This is a genomic window from Sediminicoccus rosea (genome assembly GCF_033547095.1).
GTDB lineage: Bacteria > Pseudomonadota > Alphaproteobacteria > Acetobacterales > Acetobacteraceae > Roseococcus > Roseococcus rosea.
On sequence record NZ_CP137852.1, the window covers coordinates 2,582,741 to 2,606,985 of the forward strand.

Consider the following 24,245-nt stretch of genomic DNA (forward strand, 5'->3'; position numbering starts at 1 on the left):
CGGGGCGGCCGAAAGGGCGCATCCTTGGCTGACCCCCTCCTCATCGGCTCGGAAATCTACCGCCGCTCCACCTATGGCCCGAAGCATCCGCTCGCCATTCCGCGCGTCTCCACCACGCTCGACCTGATCCGTGCGCTGGGGTGGCTGCCCGCCGCCCAATACCGCGACAGTCCCATGGCACAGGTGCAGGAACTCACCCGCTTCCATGACCCGGGCTACATCGCCGCCCTCCAGCGCGCCGAGGCGGCACAGGGCGTGGACCCCGAGGATCGCGAGCGCTACCGCATCGGCGCCGATGGCAATCCCGTCTATCGCGAGGTGTTCCGCCGCCCTGCTACCAGCGCGGGCGGCGTGTTGCTGGCGGCCCGGCTGACGGCGGAGGGGGGGGTGGTGCATGTGCCGGGCGGGGGCACGCATCATGGCCTGCGCGATCGCGCCAGCGGCTTCTGCTACGTGAATGACGCCGTGCTCGGGCTGATGGAATGGCTGGGGCAGGGGCTGACCCGCATCCTCTACCTCGATATCGACGCGCATCACGGCGATGGCGTGGAGATCGCCTTCGCGGAGGAGCCCCGCGTCACCACCCTCTCCATCCATGAGGCCGGGCGCTGGCCCTTTTCCGGCGCGCGGCACGCGGCGCCGCATGCGCTGAACCTGCCGGTGCCGCCTGGCTTCAACGACAGCGAGATGCGCGCCCTGCTGCATCACCTGGTGCTGCCGCTGGTCGCGCGCCTCAGGCCCCAGGCCATCATGCTGCAATGCGGGGCGGATGCGCTGGAGGAAGATCCCCTGGCGCGTCTCGGCCTTTCCAACAACGCCCATGCCGAGTTCATCGCGGCGGTGAAGGGAGCCGCCCCGCGCTTCATCCTGCTGGGCGGTGGCGGCTACAATCCCTGGACCGTCGCGCGCTGCTGGGCGCGGGGCTGGGCCACGCTGAACGACCTGCCGGTGCCCGCCCGCCTGCCCGGGCCGGCCGAGGCGGTGCTGCGGGCGCTGACCTTCCACCGCGCCGCCGGCCGCAACCCGCCGGAGCATTGGTTCACCACCCTGGCCGATGAGCCGCGCGAAGGCCCGATCCGAGACGAGATCCGGGCCCTTCTCGCGCAGGGGCTGGAAGCTGTGGCATGATGCACGCCATGAAGCGCCTCCTCCTCGCCCTCGCCCTGATCCTTCCCGGCCTCGCCAGTGCCCAGCCCGGCGTGGACCGTCCGCAACCACGCCTCGCGGAAGAGCCCATGGTGATCGTGACGCGCGACGGCACGCGCCACGCCTTCCGCGCCGAGATGGCGCTGCAATCGGCCGAGCAGATGATCGGCATGATGTTCCGCACGACCATGGCGCCGGACGAGGCGATGATCTTCGACTGGGGCGCCCCCCGCGAGAGCAGCATGTGGATGCGGAACACGCTCATCCCGCTCGACATGCTCTTCGTCGCCGCCGATGGCCGCATCCATCGCATCCACGAGCGCGCGGTGCCGCAGAGCCTCGCCACGATCGACAGCCGCGGCCCGGTGCGCGCCACCATCGAGGTGCCGGGCGGCACGGCGGAGCGGCTGAACCTGCGCGTGGGTGACCGCGTCCTGCAGCGGATCTTCGGCAACGCGCCGTAAGGACGGCGATCAGCGCGGCAGCCGCGAGGAGTGATGGTCGGCGATGCGCCAGAGGCCATCGGTGCCTTGCACCATCACCATGCTGAAGCGGGATGGCTCCTCGCTCATCGTCCCGTCCGCCGCGCGGCGCAGGAAGGTGTAGTGGCCCGAGGCGACGGCCACGCCCGGCGCCAGCTCACGCAGCGCGAAATCGCCGAAGCGCACGTCAATGCCCGCCGCCCCCGGCCGCACCCGCGCGAAATAGGCGGTGATGGCGGCGGTTCCCACTGTCTGCGCACGGCTCACCGAGCCCCAGAGCCGCGCATCCTCCGTGTATTGGCTGGCGGCGCGCGCGCCGTCATTCGTCGCATAGGCGGCCGCCCAGGCGCCCAGCAGCGCGGCGGGATCGGGCGCGGCGGCCTCCGCCGTGCCGGCCGCCAGCAGCAGCGGCAGGGCGAAGGCCGCGCGCATCACGCCGCCCCCCGCAGCACCTGCCGCCAGACGCGCAGGAAATTGCCCGACCAGAGCAGCCCGACCTCGCGCGCGCCATAGCCGCGCCTGGCCAGTTCCGCCGTGATGTTCTGCGTCTCCGCCGCATTCGACCAGCCGGCCACGCTGCCCCCGCCGTCGAAGTCGGACGAGATGCCCACGTGATCGAGGCCGATGCGGCGAATCGCATGCTCCACATGGTCCACGAGGTCGGAGACGCTCGCCTGCGTCACGCCATTGGCGCCCGGCGCCTTGAGGAAGGAGGCGACGGCCGTGACCTGCGCGACGCCGCCCACCTGGCGGATCATGTCCAGCTGCTCGTCATCCAGGTTGCGCGGATGGGCGCAGAGCGCGGCGCAGGCGGTGTGCGTGACGGCGATGGGCACGCGGGAAAGCTCCGCCGCCTGCATCATCCCCGCCTTCGAGACATGCGCGCAGTCCAGCATCAGCCCCACGCGGTTCATCTCGGCGATGGCGGTGCGGCCGAGCGCCGAGAGGCCGCCATGCTCGCTCTCGGAATCATTGAGGTTGCGGCGGGGCCGGGCGCTGTCGGACAGGTCGTTGTGCCCGTCATGCGTGAGCGTGAGGTAGATGGCGCCGAGCTTGCGCCACTGCGCGATGCGCCCGAGGTCATGGCCCATGGCATAGCCATTCTCGACGGCCGAGAGCACGGCCGGCAGGCCGGCGGCGAAGCTTGCCTCCAGCTCCTCCGGGGTCGCGCAGAAGCGGGTGGTGACGCCATCGGCGCGGCCGCGGATGTGGCGCAGCATGGCCTCGGCCCGCGCGGCGGCGGCGGCATGGCCCGCGTGGTCGCGCGCGCCCTGGCCGACATAGGCGATGAAGACGGCGCCGCTCATCCCACCGCGCCGCATCTTCGGCAGGTCCACGCATTGGCCCGTCTCGCTCAGCCAGTCGGGTGTCTCGGGCCAGCGGATATCGATATGCGTATCGAGCACGAGGGGGTTCATCGCGCGTCTCCGAAGCCGGTCAGGAAGCGTTCCAGCAGGCTTCCCAGGATCTCCACATTGTAGCCGCCCTCCTGGCAGATGGCGGTGGGCAGACCGAGCGCGCCGATGGCGGCCCCGGCCCGGGCGAAGCCATCCGCGGTCACCTTCAGCGCGGCCAGCGGCTCGAACTCGCTCGCGTCGAAGCCGAGGGGGACCACCAGCGCCTCCGCGCCGAAATCGCGGATGGCGGCGATGCCGTGGTCGAGCGCGGCGAGCCAGCCCTCGTCGCCCGTGCCGAAGGGCTGCGGCAGGTTGAGGTTGGCGGCGCCCTTTTCCTCGGCGAAGCCGACATACCAGGGGTAGTAGCGGCCGGGATCGGCGTGGAGCGAGACGGTCAGCACATCCTCCCGCTCCCAGAAGATGCCCTGGGTGCCGTTGCCATGGTGGCTGTCGATGTCGAGCACCGCCACGCGCTTCGCCCCCGCATCGCGCAGCCGCTGCGCGGCGAGCGCGCTGTTGTTGATGTAGCAGTGGCCCCCGGCGCGGCCGGCATAGGCGTGGTGGCCGGGCGGGCGGCAGAGCGCATAGGCCACGCCACCTTGGGCGGCCACATCGGCCGCGGCGAGGGCGCAGCCGGCGGCGCCGATCGCGGCCGTCCAGGTGCCGGAGCCGATGGGGCAGGCGGTGTCGGCCGTGTGCGCGCCGGCCCGGGCGATGACGTGTTCCGGCTTGCGGTGGGATTGCGCCAGCATCTCCGGCGTCGGGTGGATATTGGCGACGATCTCGCGCCCCGCCTCGGGCAGGGCGGCCCAATCCGCGGCGGCATGTTCCAGGAAATCGAGGTACTCCGCCGTGTGCAGCGTCCGCAGGGCCGCCTGGGAGGCGGGCGGCGCCACTGCGGGCGTGATGCCGAGGGCGGCCAGCCCCGCGCGCAGCGAGGCGGCGCGGGCGGGCACCTCGTAATTGGCGCGGACCTGGCCGCGCATGAGGAAGAATTCCGGCGCGTGCAGCGCCTCATCCGGATGATGGAAGGCCTTCATGCGCATGAGTGAAGCCTGCCCGCGGGGCCTCGACAACCTCGCGCGCGCCCGCCCATGCTGCGGGTCATGACCCCACTCGATGCCGGCGCGCGACGCGCCATCCTGGACGCCTGCGATTCGCTGCGTGAAGAGAGCCTGGACTGGCTGTTCCGCCTGGTCCGCTGCCCCTCCACCCTCGGCAACGAGGCCTCGGCCCTGAACGAGATGGAGCGGCTCTATCGCCATCTCGGCCTCACGCCCCAGCGGATCCCGACGGATCCGGCGAAGCTGGCCGACCACCCCGGCTTCTCGCCGCCGCTGATCGACTATGCCGGGCGGGACAATGTGGCCGCGATCCATCGCCCCACATCGGCGAAGGGCCGCAGCCTGGTGCTGCAGGGCCATGTGGATGTGGTGCCGGAGGGTGCCGCCGACATGTGGGAGACGCCGCCCTACGCGCCCAGCATCCGCAATGGCCGCGTCTATGGGCGCGGCGCGGGCGACATGAAGGCGGGCATCGTCAGCTATGCCATGGCCTTCGCCGCCCTGAGGCGCGCCGGGCTGCAACCGGCCGCCGAGGTGCAGATGCAGGCGGTGATCGAGGAGGAATGCACCGGCAATGGCGCGCTCGCCACCATGCTGGCGCTGCCCAAGGCCGATGGCGTGATCATCCCCGAGCCCGGGCCAGGGCTGGATGCGCTCTACACGGCCGAGGTCGGCGTGGTCTGGGCCTGGGTAACGGTGAGCGGCCGGCCCGCCCATGTGCGGGACATGCAGGCCGGCATCAACGCGATCGAGGCCGCCAACATCATCGCCGGCGCCTTCAAGGATTACGAGGCCGAGCGCAATCGCGGGGAGCATATCCACGCCGCCTTCCATGGCGTGAACCACCCGGTGAATGTGAATCTCGGGACCATCTCCGGTGGCGAGTGGAATTCCTCGGTGGCAACGCGCTGCCGCATCGGTCTGCGCGTCGGCGTGATGCTCGGCTACTCCGCGCGGCAGACCAAGGCCGACATCGAGGCGCTGGTGGCCAAGGCCGCCACGCATGAGCGGCTGCGCGGCGCGCAGGTGAAGCTGGAATTCAAGGGCTTCATGGCCGATGCCTGCGTGTTTCCAAAGGACACGGCGATCAGCGCGTTGGCCCAGCGCAGCTATGCCGAGGCGACGGGTGGCACGCTGCGCGACTATCCCGCGACGGGCCTGACCGATGGGCGGCACTTCGTGCTCTACCAGGGCACGCCCTGCGCCGTCTTCGGCCCGGATGCGCAGGACATCCATGGCATTGACGAGAGTGTCGGCATCGAGAGCATGCATGGCATCACGCGCAGCATCGCGCTGACCATGGCCGAGTGGTGTGGAGTCGAACATGCATAACCTTCCCCTGTCCGGCGCCCGCCTCTGGGACAGCCTGATGGAGATGGCCAGGATCGGCGGCACGGCGAAGGGTGGCTGCAACCGCCAGACGCTGACCGATGTGGATGCCGAGGGCCGCGCGCTCTTCCAGCGCTGGGCGGAGGCGGCAGGCCTGACCATGAGCCTGGATCGCCTGGGCAACATGGTCTTCCGGCGCGAGGGACGGAATCCGAGCCTGCCGCCGGTCGCCATCGGCAGCCATCTCGATACCCAGCCCACCGGCGGCAAGTATGACGGCGTGCTGGGCGTGCTGGCGGGCCTCGAGATCATGCGCGCGCTGCACGAGGCGGGGGCCGAGACCGAGGCGCCGCTGCTGCTGATCAACTGGACCAATGAGGAAGGCTCGCGCTTTTCGCCGCCCATGATGGGCAGCGGCGGCGCCATGGGCGTCTTCACCGAGGCCGAGATCCTGGCCAAGCGCAGCCAGGATGGCGCCGTCTTCGGCGAGGAGCTGCGCCGCATCGGCTGGCAGGGCAGCGCCGACCCGGCGGAGCTGCAGAAGGTCGGCCACTACCTCGAACTCCATATCGAGCAGGGCAAGCTGCTGGAGGATGGGGGCTTCGACGTCGGCATCGTGACGCACGCCCTGGGCCAGACCTGGTTCGAGGTGGTGGTGGAGGGCGAGGAAGCGCATGGCGGCTCGCCCATGGCCGGCCGGCGCGATGCGCTCATGGCCGCCGCCCCCCTGATGGCGGCGGTGGAGGAGATCGCGCTCACCACGCTCGCCCCCTCGGGCGAGAAGGGGCGCGGCACGGTGGGCGTGGTGGAGATCTACCCCTCCAGCCGCAACATCGCGCCCAGCCGCGTCTTCTTCACCATTGACACGCGCCATGGCGATCCGGCGGCGCTGGAGGAAATGGAAGCGCGCTTTCGCGCCCGTGCCGCGGAACTCGCGCTGGAGCGGGGTGTGACGATCACCGTCACGCGCTTCTGGCACTCGCCGCTGACGCCCTTCGACGCCGCGCTGATCCAGCGCGCGCGGGACAGTGCCACGGCGCGCGGCTTCAAGTGGCGCGACATCCCGACCGGCATCGGCCATGACGCGGTCTATATGGCCCGGCGCGTGCCCACGGTGATGGTCTTCTGCCCCTGCCATGGCGGCCTCAGCCACAATGAGGCCGAGAGCATCACGCCCGAATGGGCCACGGCGGGCCTGCAGGTGCTGGCCGATGCCGCGCTGGCCACGGCGGGGCTGGTCCGGCCGTGAACCTGCCGCTCTCCGCTGACCGTCTCTGGCAGCGGCTGATGGAGATGGCGGCCATCGGCCCCATTCCCGGCGGCGGCAACAACCGCCCCGCGCTCTCGGCGCTGGATGGGCAGGCGCGGCATTTGCTGGCGCGCTGGGGCGCGGAGATCGGGCTGACGCTCACGGTGGATCGCCTCGGCAACATGGCGCTGCGGCGGGAGGGGCGGGACCCCAGGCGCAAGCCCGTGCTGGTGGGCAGCCATCTCGACACCCAGCCCACCGGCGGCAAGTTCGACGGACCCTATGGCGTGCTGGCGGGCCTCGAGATTCTGCATGCGCTGCATGAAAGCGGCACGGTCACCGAGGCGCCGATCATCCTGGTGAACTGGACCAGCGAGGAAGGCTGCCGCTTCAGCCCCTCCATGATTGGCGCGGCCGGCGCCATGGGCGTGCTCGGCGAGGCCGAGGTGCTGGCCCGTCCCGCGCTGGATGACGGCCAGCCCTATGGCGCCGCACTCGTCGCCACCGGCTGGAACGGCACGGCCGACCCCGCGGGCTTGCAGGACGCCGCTGCCTATTTCGAGGCGCATATCGAGCAGGGCTCGGTGCTGGAGAGCGGGGGTTACGACCTCGGCATCGTCACCGGCGGTTTCGCCACCGAGCGCGCGCTGGTCACGGTCACGGGCGAGACGAGCCATGCCGGCACCACGCCCATGGAGATGCGGCGCGACGCCGTGCTGGCGGCGGCCGAGATGATCTCCGCCGGCGAGGCCATCCTGCATCGTATCGCACCCGAGGCGCGGATGACGGTGTGCCGGTTCCTGGTGGATCCCGGCGCGGATGGCGTGGTGCCGGGCGAGGTGCGCTTCGCCTTCGAATACCGCCACCCCTCCGACGCCGTGCTGGCGCAACTGCTGGCCGAGGCTGACGCCGCCATGGCCGGCATCGCCGCGCGCCGTGGCCTGAGCGTGCGGCGCGAGCCTTATTGGAGCTTCGCTGCCGTGCATTTCGACGCGGGGCTCGCCGCCCGCCTGCGTGCCAGCGCCGACCGCCACGGCTATCGCCATCGCGACATCCTCTCGGGCGCCGGGCATGACGCCTATCACGCGGCGGCGCGCATGCCGGCGGTGATGCTCTTCATCCCCTGCCATGGCGGCATCAGCCACCACCCGAGCGAGTCCATCTCACGCGACTGGGCGGAGAAGGGGCTGCGCGTACTGGCGGACGCCGTGCTGGAGACGGCGCGTTGACGCCCATACTGACCAGCGAGCGGCTCACCCTGCGCGAATTCCGCGCCGAGGATTTCGAGCCCTTCGCCGATTTCTGGGGCAGCGAGGCCTCGCGGTTCGTGGGCGGGCCCTGCACCCGTGCCGATGCCTGGCGCCGCATGGCCATGTATGCCGGCCATCGCGTGCTGCGCGGCTATGGCATCTGGGCGGTGGAACTCACCGGCGAGGGCAGCGTGGTTGGCCAGGCGGGGCTCTGGTTCCCCGAAGCCTGGCCCGAGCCCGAAATCCACTGGACACTCTTCCCCGCCCATCAGGGCCGGGGCTATGCCACCGAGGCCGCGCGCGCCATCCGCCGCCACGCCCGGGATGATCTGGGCTTCACGCGCCTGGTGAGCTGTATCGAACCCGCCAATGAAGCCTCCGTCCGGGTCGCCCTGCGGCTGGGCGCGACGCGCGAGGGCTCCGTCACGGTGCCACCGCGGGTCATGGATCTCTATCGCCACAACATGGATTTCTGAACATGCGCATCGCCGTCGCCGGCTTCCTGCACGAGAGCCATTCCTTCGCACCCCGGGCGACCGAGTGGGTGAATTTCCTGACGCCCGGCGGACTGCCCGCGCTGCAACGCCCGGCCGCGATGATGGAGGGGCTGAAGGGCACTTCCACCTGCGCCTGGGGCGGCATCACCGAAGCGATGAAGCATGGCGCCACCATCGCGCCGCTCGGCTGGTGCTTCGCGAACCCCGCCGGCCCGGTGACGCGCGAGGCCTTCGAGCGCATCAGCGCGATGATCGTGGATGCGCTCTCGGTCGCGCTGGAGGAGGGGCAGCTCGACGGCGTCTTCCTCGACCTGCACGGCGCCATGGTGAGCGATGACTACCCCGATGCCGAGGGCGAGCTCATGCGCCGTGTGCGCGCCGTGGTGGGGCCCGCCATGCCGCTCGCCATCACGCTCGACCCGCATGCCAATATGACGCGGCAGATGGCGGAGCTGGCCGATGTCATCGTGCCCTACCGCACCTATCCGCACGTGGACATGCTGGCGGTGGGCATGCGCGCCATGGCGCTGCTGATCCAGCGCATCCAGCGCGGTGCGCCCTGGGCCATGGCCTTCCGGGAACTCGACTTCCTCATCCCCATCACCAGCCAATGCACCATGGTGGAGCCGATGGCGGGGGTCATGGCGACGCGGCTGGAGATCGAGGCCGGGATCGTCGAGCTCGCCTATTGCTTCGGTTTTCCCTACGCGGATTTCCCCGGCTGCGGCCAGGCCATCGCCGCCTATGCCGAGACGCCGGAAGCGGCGAGCGCCGCCGCCGCCGCGCTCGCCAAGGAGATCTCGGCGCGCGAGGGCAGCTTCGCCGGCGCCGTGCAGCCGGCGGCCAAGGCGGTGGCCGAGGCGATCCGCCTCGCCGGCTCCAAGCCCGTCATCATCGCCGACACGCAGGACAATCCCGGCGGCGGCGGCCATGGCGATACGACCGGGCTGCTCGCCGAACTCATCGCCCAGGACGCGCAGGGTGCCGTGCTGGCACCGATGAACGACGCCGAGAGCGCGGCGGCCTGCCATGCGGCGGGGGAGGGGGCGACCATCACCCTCGAACTCGGCGGCAAGAGCGATGGCGCGCCGCTGACCGTGACGGGCGTGGTCGAGAAGCTCGGCGATGGCCGCTTCACGCTGACCGGCCCGATGGGCAAGGGCAATCCTGCGGATCTCGGCCCCTCCGCGCTGCTGCGGATCGGCGGTGTGCGCGTCGTCATCGTCAGTCGCAAGATGCAGGCGCATGACCAGTCCATCTTCCTGCAACTCGGCGTGGACCCGGCGCTGCAGAAGATCGTGGCGGTGAAGTCCAGCGTGCATTTCCGCGCGCATTTCCAGCCGATCGCGGCGAGTGTTCTGGTGGCCGCCGCCCCCGGCCCGGTGGTGGCGGACCCGGCAACGTTGCCCTTCACCGCGCTGCGCGAGGACATGCGCCTGCGCCCGGGCGACAACCGCCGCTTCGGCTGGCAGAAATACCGCCAGCCCAAGAAGGGGCCGCAATCCGTGCTGGAGATCCCGGAAAAGCCGGCGGAGGAATGAGCGCTTGGGCGGCGCGGCTCAGGCCGCGCTCGCCATCTCCCGCCCGCGGATGAAGTCGCTGGCTTTCTCCGCGATCATCAGCGTCGTGGCATAGGTGTTGGCGCTGACCATGGCCGGCATGATGGAGGCGTCCACCACGCGCAGCCCGGTCATGCCGTGCACCCGCAGCCGGTCATCCACGACCGCCGTCGGGTCCTCGGCCGGCCCCATGCGGGCGGTGCCGATCAGGTGGTAGGTGGTGCTGCCATTCTTGAAGGCGAAGTCCAGCAGCTCGTCATCCGTCTGCACATCGGGGCCGGGCAGCGTCTCCTGGTCCACGAAGGGGGCGAGCTCGGGCGTGGAGAGCATGCGGCGCAACAGGCGCATGCCGCCGATGTGCACGCGGCGGTCCATCTCGTCGGAGAGGTAGTTGGGCTGGATCTCCGGATCCTCGAAGACGTCCGTGCTGCGCGCGCGCACCCAGCCCTTGCTCTCGGGGCGGTGCTGCCAGGCGCCGGCGGTCATGCCGGGATAGTCGTCCAGCACATAGACCATGCCCTCCTTGTAGGAGCCGGGCGTGAAGACGCATTGCAGGTCCGGCTGGTCCAGCCCCTCGAAGCTCTTCCAGAAGACGTGGGCGTGGCTGGGCGCGGTGGCGAGGATGTTGGGCTGGCCCGTGCCCCAGCGCAGCAGCTGCTTGCCGAGGTTGAGGCCCTTCGAGAGTTCGTTCAGCGTCATCGTGCCCGGCTTGGCGCGCATGACGAAGCGGCTCGCATAGTGGTCGCGGAAATTCTCGCCGACGCCGGCGAGCTCGTGCTGCACCGCCACACCCAGCTTCTGCAGCAGCCAGCCCGGGCCGATGCCCGAGACCTGCAGCAGCCGCGCGGTGTTGGCCGTGCCGCCGGAGAGGATCACCTCGCGCCGCGCGCGCACCTCGACGGGCTTGCCGCCGCGCTCGGAGAGGTAGCGCACGCCGACGGCGCGCTTGCCCTCCAGGATGATCTCGCAGGCCCGGGCATTGGTCCGCAGCGAGAGGTTGGGCCGGTTCAGCGCATTGTGCAGGAAGGCACGGTAGGCGCTGACGCGGCGGCCGTTCAGGATGGCACGCTGGAAATAGCCGACACCCGCCTGGTCCCCGCTGTTGTAGTCGGGGTTGCGCGGAATCCCGAGGCCGACGCAGCCGGCAATGAAGGCCTCGGTCACCGGATGGATCCAGTCCATGTCGGTGACGGGAATGCCCTCGGTGCGGCCGCGCCGCTCGGGGTCGCCATAGCCGATGCGGCGTTCGGTGCGCATGAAGTAGGGCAGGCAATCGGCGTAGCCCCAGCCGCGATTGCCACGCTGCGCCCAATGGTCGAGGTCGTTCGGCTGTCCGCGGTTGTAGATCATTCCGTTGACGGAGGAGGAGCCGCCCAGCGTGCGGCCCTGGACGGTGGCGATGCGCCGCCCGCCCGTGCGTTCGGTGGGTTCGGTGCTGAACTGCCAGGTCACACCCGGGTCCTTCAGCGTCTTGATGAAGCCGGCGGGGATGTGGATGAAGGGGTTGCGGTCCTTGGGGCCGGCTTCCAGCACGCAGACGCTGGATTGCGCGTCCTCGCTGAGGCGTGCTGCGAGCAGCGAACCCGCCGCCCCGCAGCCCACGATCACATAGTCGAATTCATCCGCCATGGCGCTTCCCCCGGTGTCGGCGGAGCCTAGCAAGAGGAATGCAGCCGAGCCAACACGGGGGAGGGCTGCGCCCCACCGCCTCTTGCCGTGCGTTTCATCTCGTCTCAAGATTTATATGAGGCAAGGCAAAGGCGGGATGGCGCGGGGCGGTCGTGACCGTTTCCCTCGGCGCTCCGCGTCGGAAAGGACCAGAGGGTGATGCGGCTTGGGATCGGAAGGGCGGCCCTGGCCGTCCTGGCTTTGGCACAGGTCACGCTCCTTGCTCTCCCGGCCTTCGCGCAGCAGAGCAGCTGGGTCTGCTTCATCGAGGGCGGCAAGCGCGAGCCCGCGCATTTCGAGCCCAATGGCAATGTCTATGTCGGCCGCCACGCGACGACGGAGGGTCTCGCCTTCACCGAGGCCATCGAGGCCTGCGAGCGGGGCGAGGGCAACCGCGCCGCCTGCCAGGGCCAGATGACGCCGGGCGCGATCTGCCGCGAGATGGATGCGCAGCGCGCCGCCGCCTACCAGCCCGTCTTTCGCCGCCCGATGAACGTGACGCCGGGCGACTACCAGTGCGAGGCGCGCGGCACGGCGCCGATCGGCTATGGGGTGGGCTGGAACGGCCAGTTCCATTCCACCACCAACCCCGACTACCAGGCCGCGCGCCGCGCCATGGAGGCGCTCTGCACCAGCGCCACCTGCGAGCCGATGCGCTGCTTCCGGCGCTCGGGCACGCCACCGCAGCAGACGCAGCCCCAGCCAGCGGCGGGCGGTGGTGGAGGCGGCGGCACGCCGGCCGCACAGAATTTCCAGCCCGGCCAGGTGCAGTATTTCTGGCGCCAGGTCGGCGGCAATTGGCGCGGCCAGACCATTCAGAGCAACGTCCAGGCCTGCAACTACGCGAGTGCGGAGGCCTGCGATGCCGGCAATGTCCGCGCCTATGCCCCCGGCGCCACGCAGTCGCTGCATCTCAATGGCTGCAACGCGCCGCCCATCCAGGTGCAATGCGTGGTGGAGGCACGCAGTGCGCCGCCACCGCCCCCCCGGCCGGTGACGCCCCCTTCAGCGGGCGCGCCCCCACCGCCTTCGCCCGACTCCTTGGCCCAGCCGGGCCGCCCGGGCTGGACGGTGGATGCCCGCAACGGCTGCTGGGTGTGGAACGATGTTCCCCGTCCTGGCGAGACGGTCACCTGGGATGGCGCCTGCCCGCGCGGCCCGGCTGAAGGGCCGGGCAGCGGCGAGTGGCGCTGGACAGCGGATGGCCAGGCGCGCGTGGCCCGCTTCGAGGGCCCGCGGCGCGAGGGACGTGCGCATGGCCCGGGTATCTACATCTTCGCCAACGGCAACCGCTATGACGGCATGTACCAGGATGGCCGCCAGCAGGGGCGCGGCGTCTACACCTGGGCCAATGGCGACCAATATGAGGGCGCTTTCGTGGATGGCCGCCGCACCGGCCGCGGGACCCTCACTCGGGCCAATGGCGACCGTTATGTGGGCGAGTACCTCGATGGGCAGCGCCACGGTCAGGGCCGGCAGACCTTCGCGGGGGGCGACACCTACGAGGGCAGTTTCCTGGGCAACAAGTTTCATGGCCAGGGGGTCTATGTCTGGCGAAGCGGCAATCGCTACTCGGGCGAGTGGAAGGCGGATCGGCCCGATGGCCAGGGCGAATTCTATGTCGCCACGACACGCAGCACCTATCGCGGCACCTGGGTCGATGGCTGCTATCGCGGCGCGGATGGCCGCCGGGCCTCGGCGGCGCGTCCCTTGAGCGAGTGCCGGTAGCGGCGCGCGGCCGACCTCAGAAGGGCGAGATGATATCGAGCAGTTGCTGCCCGAGCCGCGGCTGCTGGATGTCGGAGAGCGATCCCCGCCCGCCATAGGAGATGCGCGCCTCGGCCAGCCGGTCATGCCGCACCGTGTTGTCGCTCGCGATGTCCTGCGGGCGGAGGATGCCTTGCAGCGAGAGCTCGCGCATCTCGTTGTTCACCCGCACCTCCTGCCGCGCCATCACCACCATGTTGCCGTTGGGCAGCGTCTGCGTGACGGTGCCGGCGAGGCGGAGATTCACCGTCTCGTTCCGCCGCACATTGCCGTTGCCGTCGCTGTTGCCGGCGCTGTCGGTGTTGAGCAGGGCCGCGGGGTCGGCGCCGGGCGGATAAAGGCGGCGGGGCACGCGTTCCTGGCCGTAGAGATTGACCGCGGCGGCCGTCTCGCTGCCGGTGCGGCTGCGCTGCGTGCGATTGGCGAGCTGCGCGTCGTCGTCAATCGTGACGAGGATGGTGATGAGGTCCCCCACCTGGGCCGCGCGCTGGTCGCGCAGGAAGGTGCGGCTGCCCGGGCGCCAGAGCGAATTGGCCAGCGGCGGCGCCTCCTGCGGGGCCGGCATGGGCATGGAGACGGGGCGCCAGCGCGGGTCCTGCGTCGGGTCCGTCACCGGCGTGAAATCCGGCGCGCGGCCGATGCGCGAAAGGCGCTCGGCCTGGCCGCAGGCGGCCAGCGCCAGCGGCAGAAGAATCAGGGCGGCCTTCATCGCGCGGCCACCGGAATGGCGCCCATGGCGACGCGCACGCGCCCCGGCGCGATCGCCACCCCCTCGACGATGTTGCGGCTGGCGAGGTTCATCACCGGAACCGTGGCGCCGCGCGCGGCGGACTCCAGCGCGCGCCCCTGCGCGGTAAGGGAGAGGCCGTTCGCCTCGAGCTGGAGCGTCACCAGCGCATTCTTCTGCACGATGGAGGGCGGGCCGAGATCCACCAGCGCGAAGCCCTGGTCGGCCGCCATGGGCCGGCGCAGCTCCTGGCCCACCACCTGGGCAAGCTGTTGCGCCTGGCCCGGGCGCACGCGTTCGGCGCGCAGCCGGGTGAGGCGCGCATCATGGGGGCCGATCACCTCGCCCAGCGCCAGGCGGCGCGTGGCAACCACGACCGGCACGGTGACGACGGCGCGGCCGGCGAGGCGCATGCGCTGCGTGCCCGCGCCATCGGCCAGCACCACCAGCGTCGCCTGGAAGCGCGCGCCGGGCTGCTCGACGGTGACCCCTTCCAGCGCCAGCTGGAACCAGGACTGCGCCGGGATCATCGGAGGAATCAGCCCGGGCAGCTCGATCTCCATCTCGGGCTCGATGCCGTGGCGCGTGAGTTCGTCGCGCAGCAGCGCCTCGATCTCGTTGCGCGGCACGGTGCGGCCGGGGCGCTCGATCACGATGCGCTCGGTGCCCGTGAGCGGCCGCCAGTTCACGCCGTTCTGGCGCGCGATGTTGATCAGGTTCTGGGTTTCCAGGACCATCCGGCGGCCCGGCTGCGGGCTCGCTGCGATGACGCGCCCCGCCTGCGGGCCGGCATGGTCGAACAGGTCGGACAGGCGCAGCACCTCGCCGTCCAGCAGGGCATGCGGGCGCAGGATGGCGGGCGGCGGCGGCGCGTTCTGCGCGCGCGCGGCCATGGGCCAGGCGAGGGCGCCGAGCGCCAGGAAGTGGCGCCGCTTCATCAACGCAGCCTCGTCAGGGTGCTGAGCATCTCGTCGCTCGCGGTGATGACGCGGCTGTTCATCTCATAGGCGCGCTGCGCGGTGATCAGCGAGGTGATCTCCTGCACCGTGTTGACGTTACTCGTCTCGATGAAGCCTTGCATGACCGAGCCGTGGCCCGGCTGGCCGGGTGCGGCCGCCTGTGGCTGTCCGGAGGCTGGCGTGGCGAGGAAGAGGTTGTCGCCCACCGCCTCAAGGCCGCCCTCATTGGCGAAGATCGCGGTCTGGATCTGGCCCACATTCTGCGGCGCCACCTGCCCGTCGAGGCGCGCCAGCACTTCGCCGCTCGCATTGATGGTTACGTCGCGCGCGGCGGCCGGGATGGTGATGCCGGGCTGCACCACGAAGCCCTCGGCGGTGACCAGCACGCCCTCGGGGCTGAGGGCGAAGGTGCCGTCGCGCGTATAGGCGATCTCGCCGGAGGGCATCTGGATCTGGAAATAGCCATTGCCGCGGATGGCGAGGTCGAAGCGGTTCTCCGTCTGCTGCAGGTTGCCCTGCTCGGAGATGCGATAGACGGCGGCGGTGCGGACACCGAGGCCCACCTGCGCGCCCGAGGGCAGCACGCTGCCCGTGTCGTTGCTCTGCGAGCCCACGCGGCGGAGGTTCTGGTAGATCAGGTCCTGGAACTCGGCGCGGCGGCGCTTGTAGCCGGTGGTGCCCATATTCGCGAGGTTGTTGGAGATGACCTCGACGTTGGTCTGCTGGGCCAGCATTCCCGTGGCGGCGATGGCGAGTGAGCGCATGGGTCAGGCGTCCTTTCAGCTACGGCGGCGGAGCAGGCGGTCCACGGCGCTCTGCTGCCGCTCCCCTTCGCGCTCCAGGAATTGGGTGGCGAACTGGAACTCGCGCAGCTCGGCCATCATGCGCGTCATCTCAAGGACGGATTGCACGTTGCTGCCCTCCAGCGCGCCCTGCACCACCTGTGGGCGGGCGACCTCCTCCGGCGCCTGGCCGGCCGCATCCAGGTGGCGGTCGCCCTCGGCGCGCAACTGCTGCTCATCGGCGAAGCGCACGATGCGGAGCCGGCCGACCACGCCATTCTCGGTGCGGATGGTGCCATCGCCCTGCACCTCGATGCGCGTGTCGCCGGGCGCGACGGCGATCGGGCGTGAATCCGTGTTCAGGACGGGCGCGCCCGTCGCGTCCACGATCTGGCCATCGGCGCCGATGGCGAAGCGCCCGGCGCGGGTGTAGCGCTCGCCGCGCGGCGTCTCGACGACGAAGAAGCCCGCGCCCGAGATCGCGATGTCGAGCGGATTGCCGGTGGCGCTGATGGCGCCGGGCTGCGTCTCGCGCCAGCTCGCACGGTCCCAGGCGTAGCCGACATTCCCGGCGCCGTTCGGGCCGTGCACGCGACCCTGCCGCTCGACATGCTCGGCAAAGACCGGGCGCGCCGCGCGATAGCCGGGCGTGTCGGCATTGGCGAGGTTGTTCGCCGTCAACTGGCTCGCGCGCATCTGGGCCGAGAGGCGCGAGAGCACGATGTAGCCTGGGCTGTCCATGATCCCTCCGGGGCGGTGCTTCGGGGGTGGTGGCGCAAGCGCCGTGCCACGCCGCGCGGCGCCGGAAGGGCACGCCTTGCCGCGCGGGGCGGGCAAAGCCTGCCCGGTCCCGGCAAGGCGCGCCGCCGCAAGGCTTCGTTAACCCGGCTGCGCCACACATCGCCTCTCCGATCACCAGAAGGGTGTTGAAGGCGATGGCCGCGGCAAAGGGCGAAGAGGAAGCGGGGGAGGCCGAGGCCAAGCCCCGCGGGTCGAAGAAGAAGCTGATCCTGCTGGCGGTGCCGCTGCTGCTGGGCGGTGCCGGTGCGGGCGTGTGGTTCAGCGGCATCCTCTCGCCAGCACCGCCGCCCCCCGCGGCCGAGGCCGAGCCGCAGCCGGTGAACCGGCAGCCGGTCTTCGTGAACATGCCCGACATCACCGCCAACCTGAACGCGCCCGGCCGCCGCGCCTTCATCCGCGTGAAGAGCCAGGTCGAGGTGGCGGGCCCGGCCGATGCGGCGGCGCTGCAAGCCGCCATGCCGCGCCTCGTGGACCTCTTCACCACCTATCTGCGCGAGGTGCGGCCCGAGGAGCTGCGCGGCAGCGCCGGGACGCATCGCCTGCGCGAGGAACTGATCGCGCGCGCCAACATCGCCGCCGCCCCCGCGCGGGTGACGGATGTGCTCTTCACCGAGATCCTCGTGCAATGAGCGGCGCTTCCGAAGAGGAGGACATGGCGGCCGCCTGGGGCGCCGCCCTGGCCGAGGAGGCGGGCGCGCCCGCCGAAGCCGCCGCCGAGGTGCCGGCCGAAGCGCCAGCGGACGCCGCGCGGGTGCTCAGCCAGGCCGAGATCGACAGCCTGATGGGCTTCGAGGGCGGGGCAGGGGGCGATGCGGCCAAGAGCGGTATCGAGCAGGTGATCCATTCGGGCCTCGTCTCCTACGAGCGCCTGCCCATGCTGGAGATCATCTTCGACCGGCTGGTGCGCATCCTCTCCACCTCGCTGCGCAACTTCACCTCCGACAATGTCGAGGTCTCGATCGAGCGGCTGGCGAGCCAGCGCTTCGGCGACTACCTGAACTCCGTCCCGCTGCCCGCGATGCTCGCCGTCTTCAAGGTTTCCGAATGGGACAATTTCGGCCTGATCGTGGTGGATTCCGCGATGATCTACTCGGTGGTGGACGTGCTGCTGGGCGGGCGGCGCGGCACGGCGGCCATGCGCATCGAGGGCAGGCCCTACACGACGATCGAGCGCACGCTGGTCGAGAGGCTGATCGGTGTGGTGCTGAACGACCTGGGCGATGCCTTCGCGCCGCTGACCGATGTCCGCTTCGAGTTCGAGCGGCTCGAGGTGAACCCGCGCTTCGCCGCCATCTCCCGCCTGTCCAATGCCTGCGTGCTGACGCGGTTGCGGATCGAGATGGAGGATCGCGGCGGGCGGCTCGAACTGCTGCTGCCCTATGCGACGCTGGAACCCGTGCGTGAATTGCTGCTGCAGCAGTTCATGGGCGAGAAATTCGGCCGCGATAGCATCTGGGAACGCCACCTGGCCGAGCAGCTGCGCCACACCGACATCAGCCTCGACGTGGTGCTGGACGAGCAGGTGATGCCGCTTTCCTCCGTCATCGCGCTCAAGCCCGGGGACCGCATCATGCTGAACGCGCCGCCCGGTGCGCCCGTCCGGCTGCAATGCGGGACCGTGCCGCTCTTCGCCGCCGAGTGGGGCCGGCGCGAGAACCGGCCCGCCGTGCGGATTTCCGACAGCCTGCGTCCCCTCTGGGAGGTTCTGCCATGAATGCTCTGGAATGGGCGGTGCAGGTCACCGTCATCGGCCTGCTCGCGGCGACGCTGCCCATGGCGTGGCGGCTGGACCGCATGCTGCGCGCGCTTCGCGCCGACCGCGCCGCGCTCCAGCAGGGGGCGGAGGGGCTGGGCGAGGCCTCGCGGACGGCGGAGGCCGCGCTGATGCGGCTGCGCGCCACGACCGAGCTGGCCGGCCGGCAGGTGGCCGAGCGCGTGGCCGGCGCCGAGACCATCCGCGAGGACTTGCGCTACCTGGTCGAGCGCGCCGAGCGCCTCGCTGACCGCCTGGAGGCGGCGGTGCAGCAGGCGCGCCCGCTGGCGGGCGCGGCGCCCACCGCCGCACCCCCGGTCCGCAGCGAGGCCGAGCGCGAGTTGATCCGCGCGCTCGGGATGAAGTGATGCGCTGGCCCACCCCCCGCCTGCTTCCGCTCGCATTGCTCGGCATGGTGGCACTGGCCGGCGTGAAGCTTGAGGCGGTGATCCGCGGCGGCGTCGCGCCCGGCCTCGTAGCGCCCGCCGTGGCCCAGGCGCCGGCCGCCCCGCCCGCGAGCCCGCCCGCCGCCCCACCCGCAAGTCCCATGGCAAGTCCAACCGCCGGGGCCGCGCCCGCCGCCGCTGCGGCGCCCCCGGCGCCCGACCAGGCGGCCGAGCGGGCGGTGCTCGAGGCGCTGCGCGCGCGCCGCGCCGAGATCGAGGCGCGCGAGGCGGCACTCGCCCAGCGCGAGATGCTGATCGCCGCCGCCGAACGCCGCCTCGCCGACCGGCTCGAGGAACTGACCCAGCTGCGCCAGCGGCTGGAGGCCGAGGGCCGCCAGCGCGACGAGCGGACCGAGCAGGGCTGGCGCCAGATGGTGCGCCTCTATGAGGGCATGCGCCCGCGCGATGCGGCCGGCATCTTCGACGAGCTGGAGATGCCCGTCCTCATCCAGGTGGTGGACCGCATGCGCGAGGCGAAGGCGGCCCCGGTGCTGGCCGCCATGCGGCCCGAGCGCGCGCGGGCGCTGACCACCGAACTCGCGCGGCATCGCTCCCGCCCGCTCGAATAACCGCATCTTAACCGTGGCCGGCGCAACAAGGGGCGCCGCAGCAAGGAGCAACCGCCGATGGCCCTGGACAAGAACATGAACGTCCTCATCGTGGACGACTACAAGACGATGTTGCGCATCATCCGCAACCTGCTCAAGCAGCTCGAATTCGACAATGTCGAGGAGGCGACCGACGGCGCCGAGGCGCTGGCCAAGCTGCGCGCCGGCAATTTCGGCCTGGTCATCAGCGACTGGAACATGGAGCCGATGACGGGCCTCGACCTGCTGAAGGAGGTGCGCGCCGATGCGCGGCTGAAGAACCTCCCCTTCATCATGATCACGGCCGAGAGCAAGACCGAGAATGTGGTCGCCGCCAAGGCGGCCGGCGTCTCCAACTACATCGTGAAGCCCTTCAATGCGGAGACGCTGCGCGAGAAGATCGAGAAGGTGCTGGTCCATGCCTGACGGAACCGGACAGGACCCGATCGAGGCCGCCGTCCGCGAGGTGCTGGGCAGCCTCTCCGGCGACATGACATCCACCGAAGCCGCCCTGCTGGGCGAGCTGGAGGCGCTCGGCCGCGAGGTGCAGCGCGCCAAGTCCGAGATCGCGGCGCTGCGCGTGGATGACATCAACGCCCGTCACATCCCCAGCGCGACCGATGAGCTGGACGCGGTGGTGGAGCACACGGCGAATGCGACGAACGAGATCCTCGACGTCTGCGAGGGGCTGGAGGCGATGCAGACGCGCCTGCCGGCCGCCGAGGCCGAGGCGCTGGGCACCGCCGTCACGCGCATCTACGAGGCCTGCGGCTTCCAGGACATCACCGGCCAGCGCATCAGCAAGGTCGTGACCGCGCTGAAGGCGATCGAGGCGCGCGTCGCGACCGTCACCGCCCGCTTCGGCTCGACCGAGGCGCTGCCGCCACTGGAGGAGGAGGCGCCCGCAACACCGGTCACGGAGGGCCGCGCGCTCGCCAATGGCCCGCAGATGCCCGGTGCGGGCACCAGCCAGGAAGAGATCGACAAGCTGCTGGCGAGCTTCGATTGATGCGGCCTGCGGCACTCGCCCTCGGTCTTGCTCTCCTCGCGCTGCCGGTGGCGGCGCAGGAGAGGGTGGGCGTGCGCACCGGGGATCATCCCGGCCATGGCCGCATCGTCTTCGACTGGGCGGCGGCGCCGGCCTATCAGGTGGAGCAGCAGGGCGACCGCGTGATCCTGCGCTTCCCCAATGCCGATGCGATCGACCTTGCCGGCGCGCGGCGGCTGCCGCGCAACATCCTGGCCGTGGCCAAGGTGCCCGGCGGCGTGGAGCTGACCTTGCGGCCGGGCTCGCGCATCCGCCATTTCCGCAACGGCCCGAAGGTGGCGCTGGACGCGCTGGACCCCAGCGAGACCCGTGAGGCGACGGCGCCACGCCCGCCCGCCGAGCCGCCGCGCGCCGCGGCCCCGCGCCCGGTGCGGGAGGTCGCCACGCGGCCGGCCACGGCACCGCCCGCCGCCACATCGTCCGTGTCCGCACCGCCCGCTTCCGCAGCGCCTGCTTCAGCACCGGCATCGGTGCAGCCGGAGCCAACCCGTTCGGAGCCCCCCCGCGCGGAGGCGGCGCGGGCCGAGGTCGCTCGCCTCGAACCGCCGCGCGCCGAACCGGCGCGCGTCGAACCCGCCCGAGCCGAAGCCGCCCGAGCCGAAGCCGCGCGTGCCGAAGCCTTGCGCCCCGAGCCTACGCGAACCGAGCCTCCGCGCGCCGAACCCGCGCGCGCCGAGGCCCCGCGCGTCGAGGCCGCCGCCGAGCCGCCCCGCGCACCGCCGCGTCCGGCCGCCGCGCCCCCGCCGCTCGGCAGCCTCGCCGGCCCGCCGCCCGTCCGCGCCCGCCTGCTGGACGAGCCGGGCATCGGCCCCGGCATGCGCCTGCCGCTGGGCGCCGGCAGCGGTCTCGCCGCCTTTCGCCGCGGCGAGCAGGCGCTGATCCTCGCCGAGACGGAGCGCCCGATCGAATTCGGCGGCCTGCTGCGCGAGCCCGCCTTCCAGGGCATCCAGGCGCGGCCCGTGCCCGGCGCCACGCTCATCACCTTCCCGCTGGCGCTCGGCCAGCAGCTGGCCCTGCGGCATGAGGGGAATGACTGGTTCCTCTCCGTCGTGCCGCGCCAGCATCCGGCCGCCAGCGCCACCCCCACGCTGCGCGCCGAGTTCGACCAGGGGCGCGCCATCCTGCATGCGCCGCGCCCCGGCCGCGTGCTCAGCCTGCCCGATCCCCTGACCGGCGGGCCGCTGCTGGTGGGCCTCGTCACCCAGGCGGGGCCACGCCAGCTTGGCACGCGCGGGCTGGCGGAGCTGGACCTGCTCGAGACCTTCCTGGGCGTCGCCGTGCTGGCTCGCGCCGATCGCGTGGCGCTGCGGCCGGGGGCGGGGCGCTTCCTGCTCTCGATCGAGGGCGGCAGCGTTTCGCTCGCGGCCGCGCCCGATGCGATGCAGGGCCTCGCACCCGGCATGACGCGCAGCTTCGACATGCCGGCCCAGCCCATGGCGGCGCTGCTCGAGCGGCTGCGCGCGCAGCAGGCCGGCATCGCCTCCGCCCCGCCGCTCACCCGTGCCGAGCCGCGCCTGGCCGCCGCGCAGACGCTGCTGGCCCTCGGCCTCCCGCAGGAGGCACAGGCCATGCTGCGCCTGGCCGCGCAGGAAAGCCCGGAGGCGGCGATGGACCGGCGCCTCGCCTTCCTCGGCGGCATGGCGGCGCTGCTGGCCGGCCGCCCGGGCGAGGCAGCGGGGCTGGATGCCGAGATCCCCGGCTCGGACGAGGTGCTGCTCTGGCGCAGCCTGCGCGCCGCGATGCAGGGCGATGCCCAGGCCGCCGGCCCCGGCCTCGCCGCCGCCTGGCCCCTGCTGCAGGCCTATCCCGAGGGGCTGCGCCGGCGCGTGGTGGGGCCCGCGGCCGAGGCGCTGGTGGAGGGCGGCCAGCATGCCGCCGCGCGCCGCCTGATCGAGGCGATGGCCGACGATCCCGCCATCCTCCTCGCCCAGGCGATGCTGGAGGAAGCGCAGGGCGAGCCCGCCCGCGCGCTGGAGGCCTATGCCGCCGCCGCCCAGGGACGGGACCGGCTGATGCGGGCCCGTGCGCTGCGCCGGGGCATCGAATTGCGCCTTGCCACCGGGCGGCTCGATGCCGCCGGCGCCGCGCGCGCACTGGAATCCGCGCTCTTCGCCTGGCGCGGCGATGGTATCGAGCTCACCACGCGGGAGCGCGTGGCGGCGCTGCGGCGCGAGGCGGGCGATCCGCGCGGTGCGCTCGCCCTGCTGCGCGAGACGGCGGAGGCCTTCCCCGAGCAGGCGGCGCAGCTGCGTGCGCCCATCCAATCCGCCTTCCTGCACGCGCTGGAGACCGAATCGCCGCTCGGCGCCGTGGCGCTGGCCGATGCGCATCCCGAGCTGCTGCCATCGGGCGAGGCGGGGGAGGGCGTCCTGGCGATGCTGACGGAGCGGCTGGTGGCGCTTGACCTCGCCGACCGCGCCTCCGCCCTGCTGCGCCGCGCGATGGAGCATGCCCCGGCCGGCGAGCATCGCGCGGCGCTCGGCGCGCGCCTTGCCGCGCTGCGCCTGTCGGAACGCGATGCCGAAGGGACGCTGGCGGCCCTCGCGGCCAGCTCCGCGCCGCGCCTGCCGCATGGACTGGTCGAGACGCGCAGCCTGCTGGCGGCACGGGCCGAGGCGCGGCGGGGCAACCGGGCGCTGGCGGCCGAGGCACTTCAGGCGCTGGGCCCGGCGGGGGACGAGGCACTCTCGGAAATCCTCGCCGAGGCGCGGGACTTCAACGGCGCGGCCGCGGCGCTGGGCCGCCACCTCGCCACCTTGCCGGCCAGCGGGCCGCTGCCCGAATCCGCGCAGCGCCTGTTGCTGCGCCAGGCCGCCTGGCTCGCCATGGCCGGGGATCAGACGGCTCTGGCGCAATTGCGGGCCCGGCATGGCGCGCAAATCGCCTCCAGCCCGCTCGCCAGCGCCTTCGAGATGCTGGCGACCGACCCGGTGCGCGGCCTCGCCGACCTCCCGCGCTTGGCGCGGGAACTGAACCTCTTCCGGAGTTTGCCGCAACGGCTGGAGCCTTTGCGGACCGCGCAAGGCCCGGCCGGTTGAGTCTTGCGCGGGGTGGGGGGGAGCTCCGCGATTTTTTCGGGCCGCCCAGGCGGAATTTCATTTGACCCCCGGGGTGCCTTGCCCCATATGCCCCCTCCGCTGACCTGTTCGAACCGACGGCCGCTGGGGCCGCACAGCCGACAATTGGTCATCTGCTGGTGGGAAAGGGAACCCGACATGGACTCTCTCGTCCGACTGGGGATGGACTCGGAAATGCTCCCGAGCGACGCCCAGAACACGACTCATGCCTCGGCCGGTTCGGTCAGTGAGACGAAGGATTATTTCGTCGAGCGCAACGGCGTCCGCTACGCCGGCACGCATCTGATCATCGACCTCTGGGGTGCCACGAACCTCGATGATCCCGGCCATATCGACGCCGTGCTGCGCGAGGCCGCGATCGCCTCGGGTGCCACGATCCTGCACGGGCATTTCCATCACTTCTCGCCCAATGGCGGCGTGAGCGGCGTGCTGGTGTTGGCCGAGAGCCACGTCTCGATCCACACCTGGCCCGAGCGGGACTATGCGGCGCTGGACATCTTCGTCTGCGGCGATTGCGACCCCTACAAGGCCATCCCGCTGCTGAAGACCGGCTTCCTGCCGGAGCGCGTGCAGCTCGCCGAGCACAAGCGCGGCATGGTGGGCTGACCGCCCCCGAGCGATGCAATGAACGGGGCCGGGCGGCAACGTCCGGCCCTT

At 71.7% G+C, this 24,245-nt stretch carries 24 protein-coding genes; 16 read left to right on the forward strand and 8 right to left on the reverse strand.

Translation table 11 applies throughout. From position 1 onward, the window contains the following. Positions 1-24 precede the first annotated feature (24 nt). Positions 25-1,128: an arginase family protein gene (locus tag R9Z33_RS12430; protein ID WP_318646894.1), complete on the forward strand. Its 1,104-nt coding sequence runs from the start codon at positions 25-27 to the stop codon at positions 1,126-1,128. Positions 1,129-1,136: 8 nt separating this feature from the next. Further along, entirely contained in the window at positions 1,137-1,610 is a 474-nt protein-coding gene (locus R9Z33_RS12435) for a DUF192 domain-containing protein (protein ID WP_318646895.1), read from the forward strand. A gap of 9 nt (positions 1,611-1,619) precedes the next feature. Here the strand turns inward: R9Z33_RS12435 and R9Z33_RS12440 are convergent, their stop codons facing one another. From R9Z33_RS12440 to R9Z33_RS12450, 3 genes are read right to left on the reverse strand one after another with little or no spacing between them, the layout of a single operon-like run. Continuing rightward, a complete protein-coding gene (locus R9Z33_RS12440; protein WP_318646896.1) occupies positions 1,620-2,060 on the reverse strand; it encodes a nuclear transport factor 2 family protein in 441 nt (146 codons plus the stop codon). After that, complete coding sequence (locus R9Z33_RS12445) at positions 2,060-3,046, reverse strand: dipeptidase (protein WP_318646897.1); 987 nt, start codon at positions 3,044-3,046, stop codon at positions 2,060-2,062. Before R9Z33_RS12445 ends, R9Z33_RS12440 begins: the two co-directional genes overlap by 1 nt. Next, on the reverse strand, positions 3,043-4,065 hold the full coding sequence (locus R9Z33_RS12450; RefSeq protein ID WP_318646898.1) for a histone deacetylase family protein: 1,023 nt from the start codon (positions 4,063-4,065) through the stop codon (positions 3,043-3,045). The genes R9Z33_RS12445 and R9Z33_RS12450 overlap by 4 nt, the downstream gene beginning before the upstream one ends. A gap of 66 nt (positions 4,066-4,131) precedes the next feature. Between R9Z33_RS12450 and R9Z33_RS12455 the strand changes: the two genes are divergently transcribed. From R9Z33_RS12455 to R9Z33_RS12475, 5 genes are read left to right on the forward strand one after another with little or no spacing between them, the layout of a single operon-like run. Further along, complete coding sequence (locus R9Z33_RS12455; RefSeq protein WP_318646899.1) at positions 4,132-5,421, forward strand: ArgE/DapE family deacylase; 1,290 nt, start codon at positions 4,132-4,134, stop codon at positions 5,419-5,421. Further along, positions 5,414-6,667 (forward strand): Zn-dependent hydrolase, encoded by a 1,254-nt coding sequence (locus R9Z33_RS12460; RefSeq protein WP_318646900.1) that lies wholly within the window; start codon positions 5,414-5,416, stop codon positions 6,665-6,667. The genes R9Z33_RS12455 and R9Z33_RS12460 overlap by 8 nt, the downstream gene beginning before the upstream one ends. Continuing rightward, positions 6,664-7,896, forward strand: coding sequence for a Zn-dependent hydrolase (locus R9Z33_RS12465; protein ID WP_318646901.1), 1,233 nt, complete (start codon positions 6,664-6,666; stop codon positions 7,894-7,896). Before R9Z33_RS12460 ends, R9Z33_RS12465 begins: the two co-directional genes overlap by 4 nt. Beyond that, complete coding sequence (locus tag R9Z33_RS12470) at positions 7,893-8,393, forward strand: GNAT family N-acetyltransferase (protein WP_318646902.1); 501 nt, start codon at positions 7,893-7,895, stop codon at positions 8,391-8,393. Before R9Z33_RS12465 ends, R9Z33_RS12470 begins: the two co-directional genes overlap by 4 nt. A 2-nt stretch (positions 8,394-8,395) precedes the next feature. Then, complete coding sequence (locus tag R9Z33_RS12475) at positions 8,396-9,955, forward strand: M81 family metallopeptidase (protein ID WP_318646903.1); 1,560 nt, start codon at positions 8,396-8,398, stop codon at positions 9,953-9,955. Positions 9,956-9,973: 18 nt separating this feature from the next. Here the strand turns inward: R9Z33_RS12475 and R9Z33_RS12480 are convergent, their stop codons facing one another. Continuing rightward, the gene (locus R9Z33_RS12480) at positions 9,974-11,602 is read right to left on the reverse strand and encodes a GMC family oxidoreductase (protein WP_318646904.1); all 1,629 of its coding nucleotides are present in this window, start codon (positions 11,600-11,602) and stop codon (positions 9,974-9,976) included. Positions 11,603-11,800: 198 nt separating this feature from the next. Between R9Z33_RS12480 and R9Z33_RS12485 the strand changes: the two genes are divergently transcribed. Further along, positions 11,801-13,369, forward strand: a complete 1,569-nt coding sequence (locus tag R9Z33_RS12485; RefSeq protein ID WP_318646905.1) for an MORN repeat-containing protein — start codon at positions 11,801-11,803, stop codon at positions 13,367-13,369. Positions 13,370-13,385: 16 nt separating this feature from the next. Here R9Z33_RS12485 and flgH read toward each other — a convergent pair whose 3' ends face one another. Genes flgH through flgF form a run of 4 tightly spaced genes read right to left on the reverse strand, consistent with a single transcriptional unit; the run spans position 13,386 to position 16,617 of the window. Continuing rightward, positions 13,386-14,117: a flagellar basal body L-ring protein FlgH gene (flgH, locus tag R9Z33_RS12490; protein WP_318646906.1), complete on the reverse strand. Its 732-nt coding sequence runs from the start codon at positions 14,115-14,117 to the stop codon at positions 13,386-13,388. Then, on the reverse strand, positions 14,114-15,073 hold the full coding sequence (flgA, locus tag R9Z33_RS12495; protein ID WP_318646907.1) for a flagellar basal body P-ring formation chaperone FlgA: 960 nt from the start codon (positions 15,071-15,073) through the stop codon (positions 14,114-14,116). Before flgA ends, flgH begins: the two co-directional genes overlap by 4 nt. Continuing rightward, complete coding sequence (gene flgG / locus R9Z33_RS12500; RefSeq protein ID WP_213612079.1) at positions 15,073-15,858, reverse strand: flagellar basal-body rod protein FlgG; 786 nt, start codon at positions 15,856-15,858, stop codon at positions 15,073-15,075. The genes flgA and flgG overlap by 1 nt, the downstream gene beginning before the upstream one ends. 15 nt (positions 15,859-15,873) lie before the next feature. Next, the gene (flgF, locus tag R9Z33_RS12505) at positions 15,874-16,617 is read right to left on the reverse strand and encodes a flagellar basal-body rod protein FlgF (protein ID WP_318646908.1); all 744 of its coding nucleotides are present in this window, start codon (positions 16,615-16,617) and stop codon (positions 15,874-15,876) included. Positions 16,618-16,811: 194 nt separating this feature from the next. Here flgF and R9Z33_RS12510 point away from each other — a divergent pair, with 194 nt between their 5' ends. The 8 genes from R9Z33_RS12510 (at position 16,812) to speD (ending at position 24,194) form a co-directional block, all read left to right on the forward strand. Then, positions 16,812-17,306: a flagellar basal body-associated FliL family protein gene (locus R9Z33_RS12510; protein WP_318646909.1), complete on the forward strand. Its 495-nt coding sequence runs from the start codon at positions 16,812-16,814 to the stop codon at positions 17,304-17,306. After that, positions 17,303-18,391, forward strand: a complete 1,089-nt coding sequence (gene fliM, locus R9Z33_RS12515; protein WP_318646910.1) for a flagellar motor switch protein FliM — start codon at positions 17,303-17,305, stop codon at positions 18,389-18,391. Before R9Z33_RS12510 ends, fliM begins: the two co-directional genes overlap by 4 nt. Then, entirely contained in the window at positions 18,388-18,798 is a 411-nt protein-coding gene (locus tag R9Z33_RS12520; RefSeq protein ID WP_318646911.1) for a DUF6468 domain-containing protein, read from the forward strand. The genes fliM and R9Z33_RS12520 overlap by 4 nt, the downstream gene beginning before the upstream one ends. Next, positions 18,798-19,445, forward strand: coding sequence for a MotE family protein (locus R9Z33_RS12525; protein ID WP_318646912.1), 648 nt, complete (start codon positions 18,798-18,800; stop codon positions 19,443-19,445). Before R9Z33_RS12520 ends, R9Z33_RS12525 begins: the two co-directional genes overlap by 1 nt. A gap of 57 nt (positions 19,446-19,502) precedes the next feature. Then, on the forward strand, positions 19,503-19,889 hold the full coding sequence (locus tag R9Z33_RS12530) for a chemotaxis response regulator CheY (protein WP_318646913.1): 387 nt from the start codon (positions 19,503-19,505) through the stop codon (positions 19,887-19,889). Beyond that, positions 19,882-20,472 carry a protein phosphatase CheZ gene (locus tag R9Z33_RS12535; protein ID WP_318646914.1) on the forward strand — a complete coding sequence of 197 codons (591 nt, stop codon included), beginning with the start codon at positions 19,882-19,884 and terminating at the stop codon, positions 20,470-20,472. Before R9Z33_RS12530 ends, R9Z33_RS12535 begins: the two co-directional genes overlap by 8 nt. Further along, a complete protein-coding gene (locus R9Z33_RS12540; RefSeq protein ID WP_318646915.1) occupies positions 20,472-23,549 on the forward strand; it encodes a hypothetical protein in 3,078 nt (1,025 codons plus the stop codon). Before R9Z33_RS12535 ends, R9Z33_RS12540 begins: the two co-directional genes overlap by 1 nt. Positions 23,550-23,726: 177 nt before the next feature. Further along, on the forward strand, positions 23,727-24,194 hold the full coding sequence (gene speD, locus R9Z33_RS12545) for an adenosylmethionine decarboxylase (RefSeq protein ID WP_318646916.1): 468 nt from the start codon (positions 23,727-23,729) through the stop codon (positions 24,192-24,194). Positions 24,195-24,245: the final 51 nt, after the last annotated feature.

What these genes read in the sequence shown, in the direction of transcription:
- R9Z33_RS12435 (WP_318646895.1), top strand. Translation starts at nt 1,137, where the DNA reads ATGAAGCGCCTCCTCCTCGCCCTCGCCCTGATCCTTCCCGGCCTCGCC.
- R9Z33_RS12440 (WP_318646896.1), bottom strand. Translation starts at nt 2,060, where the DNA reads ATGCGCGCGGCCTTCGCCCTGCCGCTGCTGCTGGCGGCCGGCACGGCG.
- R9Z33_RS12445 (WP_318646897.1), bottom strand. Translation starts at nt 3,046, where the DNA reads ATGAACCCCCTCGTGCTCGATACGCATATCGATATCCGCTGGCCCGAG.
- R9Z33_RS12450 (WP_318646898.1), bottom strand. Translation starts at nt 4,065, where the DNA reads ATGAAGGCCTTCCATCATCCGGATGAGGCGCTGCACGCGCCGGAATTC.
- R9Z33_RS12455 (WP_318646899.1), top strand. Translation starts at nt 4,132, where the DNA reads ATGACCCCACTCGATGCCGGCGCGCGACGCGCCATCCTGGACGCCTGC.
- R9Z33_RS12460 (WP_318646900.1), top strand. Translation starts at nt 5,414, where the DNA reads ATGCATAACCTTCCCCTGTCCGGCGCCCGCCTCTGGGACAGCCTGATG.
- R9Z33_RS12475 (WP_318646903.1), top strand. Translation starts at nt 8,396, where the DNA reads ATGCGCATCGCCGTCGCCGGCTTCCTGCACGAGAGCCATTCCTTCGCA.
- R9Z33_RS12480 (WP_318646904.1), bottom strand. Translation starts at nt 11,602, where the DNA reads ATGGCGGATGAATTCGACTATGTGATCGTGGGCTGCGGGGCGGCGGGT.
- R9Z33_RS12485 (WP_318646905.1), top strand. Translation starts at nt 11,801, where the DNA reads ATGCGGCTTGGGATCGGAAGGGCGGCCCTGGCCGTCCTGGCTTTGGCA.
- flgH (WP_318646906.1), bottom strand. Translation starts at nt 14,117, where the DNA reads ATGAAGGCCGCCCTGATTCTTCTGCCGCTGGCGCTGGCCGCCTGCGGC.
- flgA (WP_318646907.1), bottom strand. Translation starts at nt 15,073, where the DNA reads ATGAAGCGGCGCCACTTCCTGGCGCTCGGCGCCCTCGCCTGGCCCATG.
- flgG (WP_213612079.1), bottom strand. Translation starts at nt 15,858, where the DNA reads ATGCGCTCACTCGCCATCGCCGCCACGGGAATGCTGGCCCAGCAGACC.
- flgF (WP_318646908.1), bottom strand. Translation starts at nt 16,617, where the DNA reads ATGGACAGCCCAGGCTACATCGTGCTCTCGCGCCTCTCGGCCCAGATG.
- R9Z33_RS12510 (WP_318646909.1), top strand. Translation starts at nt 16,812, where the DNA reads ATGGCCGCGGCAAAGGGCGAAGAGGAAGCGGGGGAGGCCGAGGCCAAG.
- fliM (WP_318646910.1), top strand. Translation starts at nt 17,303, where the DNA reads ATGAGCGGCGCTTCCGAAGAGGAGGACATGGCGGCCGCCTGGGGCGCC.
- R9Z33_RS12520 (WP_318646911.1), top strand. Translation starts at nt 18,388, where the DNA reads ATGAATGCTCTGGAATGGGCGGTGCAGGTCACCGTCATCGGCCTGCTC.
- R9Z33_RS12525 (WP_318646912.1), top strand. Translation starts at nt 18,798, where the DNA reads ATGCGCTGGCCCACCCCCCGCCTGCTTCCGCTCGCATTGCTCGGCATG.
- R9Z33_RS12530 (WP_318646913.1), top strand. Translation starts at nt 19,503, where the DNA reads ATGGCCCTGGACAAGAACATGAACGTCCTCATCGTGGACGACTACAAG.
- R9Z33_RS12535 (WP_318646914.1), top strand. Translation starts at nt 19,882, where the DNA reads ATGCCTGACGGAACCGGACAGGACCCGATCGAGGCCGCCGTCCGCGAG.
- R9Z33_RS12540 (WP_318646915.1), top strand. Translation starts at nt 20,472, where the DNA reads ATGCGGCCTGCGGCACTCGCCCTCGGTCTTGCTCTCCTCGCGCTGCCG.
- speD (WP_318646916.1), top strand. Translation starts at nt 23,727, where the DNA reads ATGGACTCTCTCGTCCGACTGGGGATGGACTCGGAAATGCTCCCGAGC.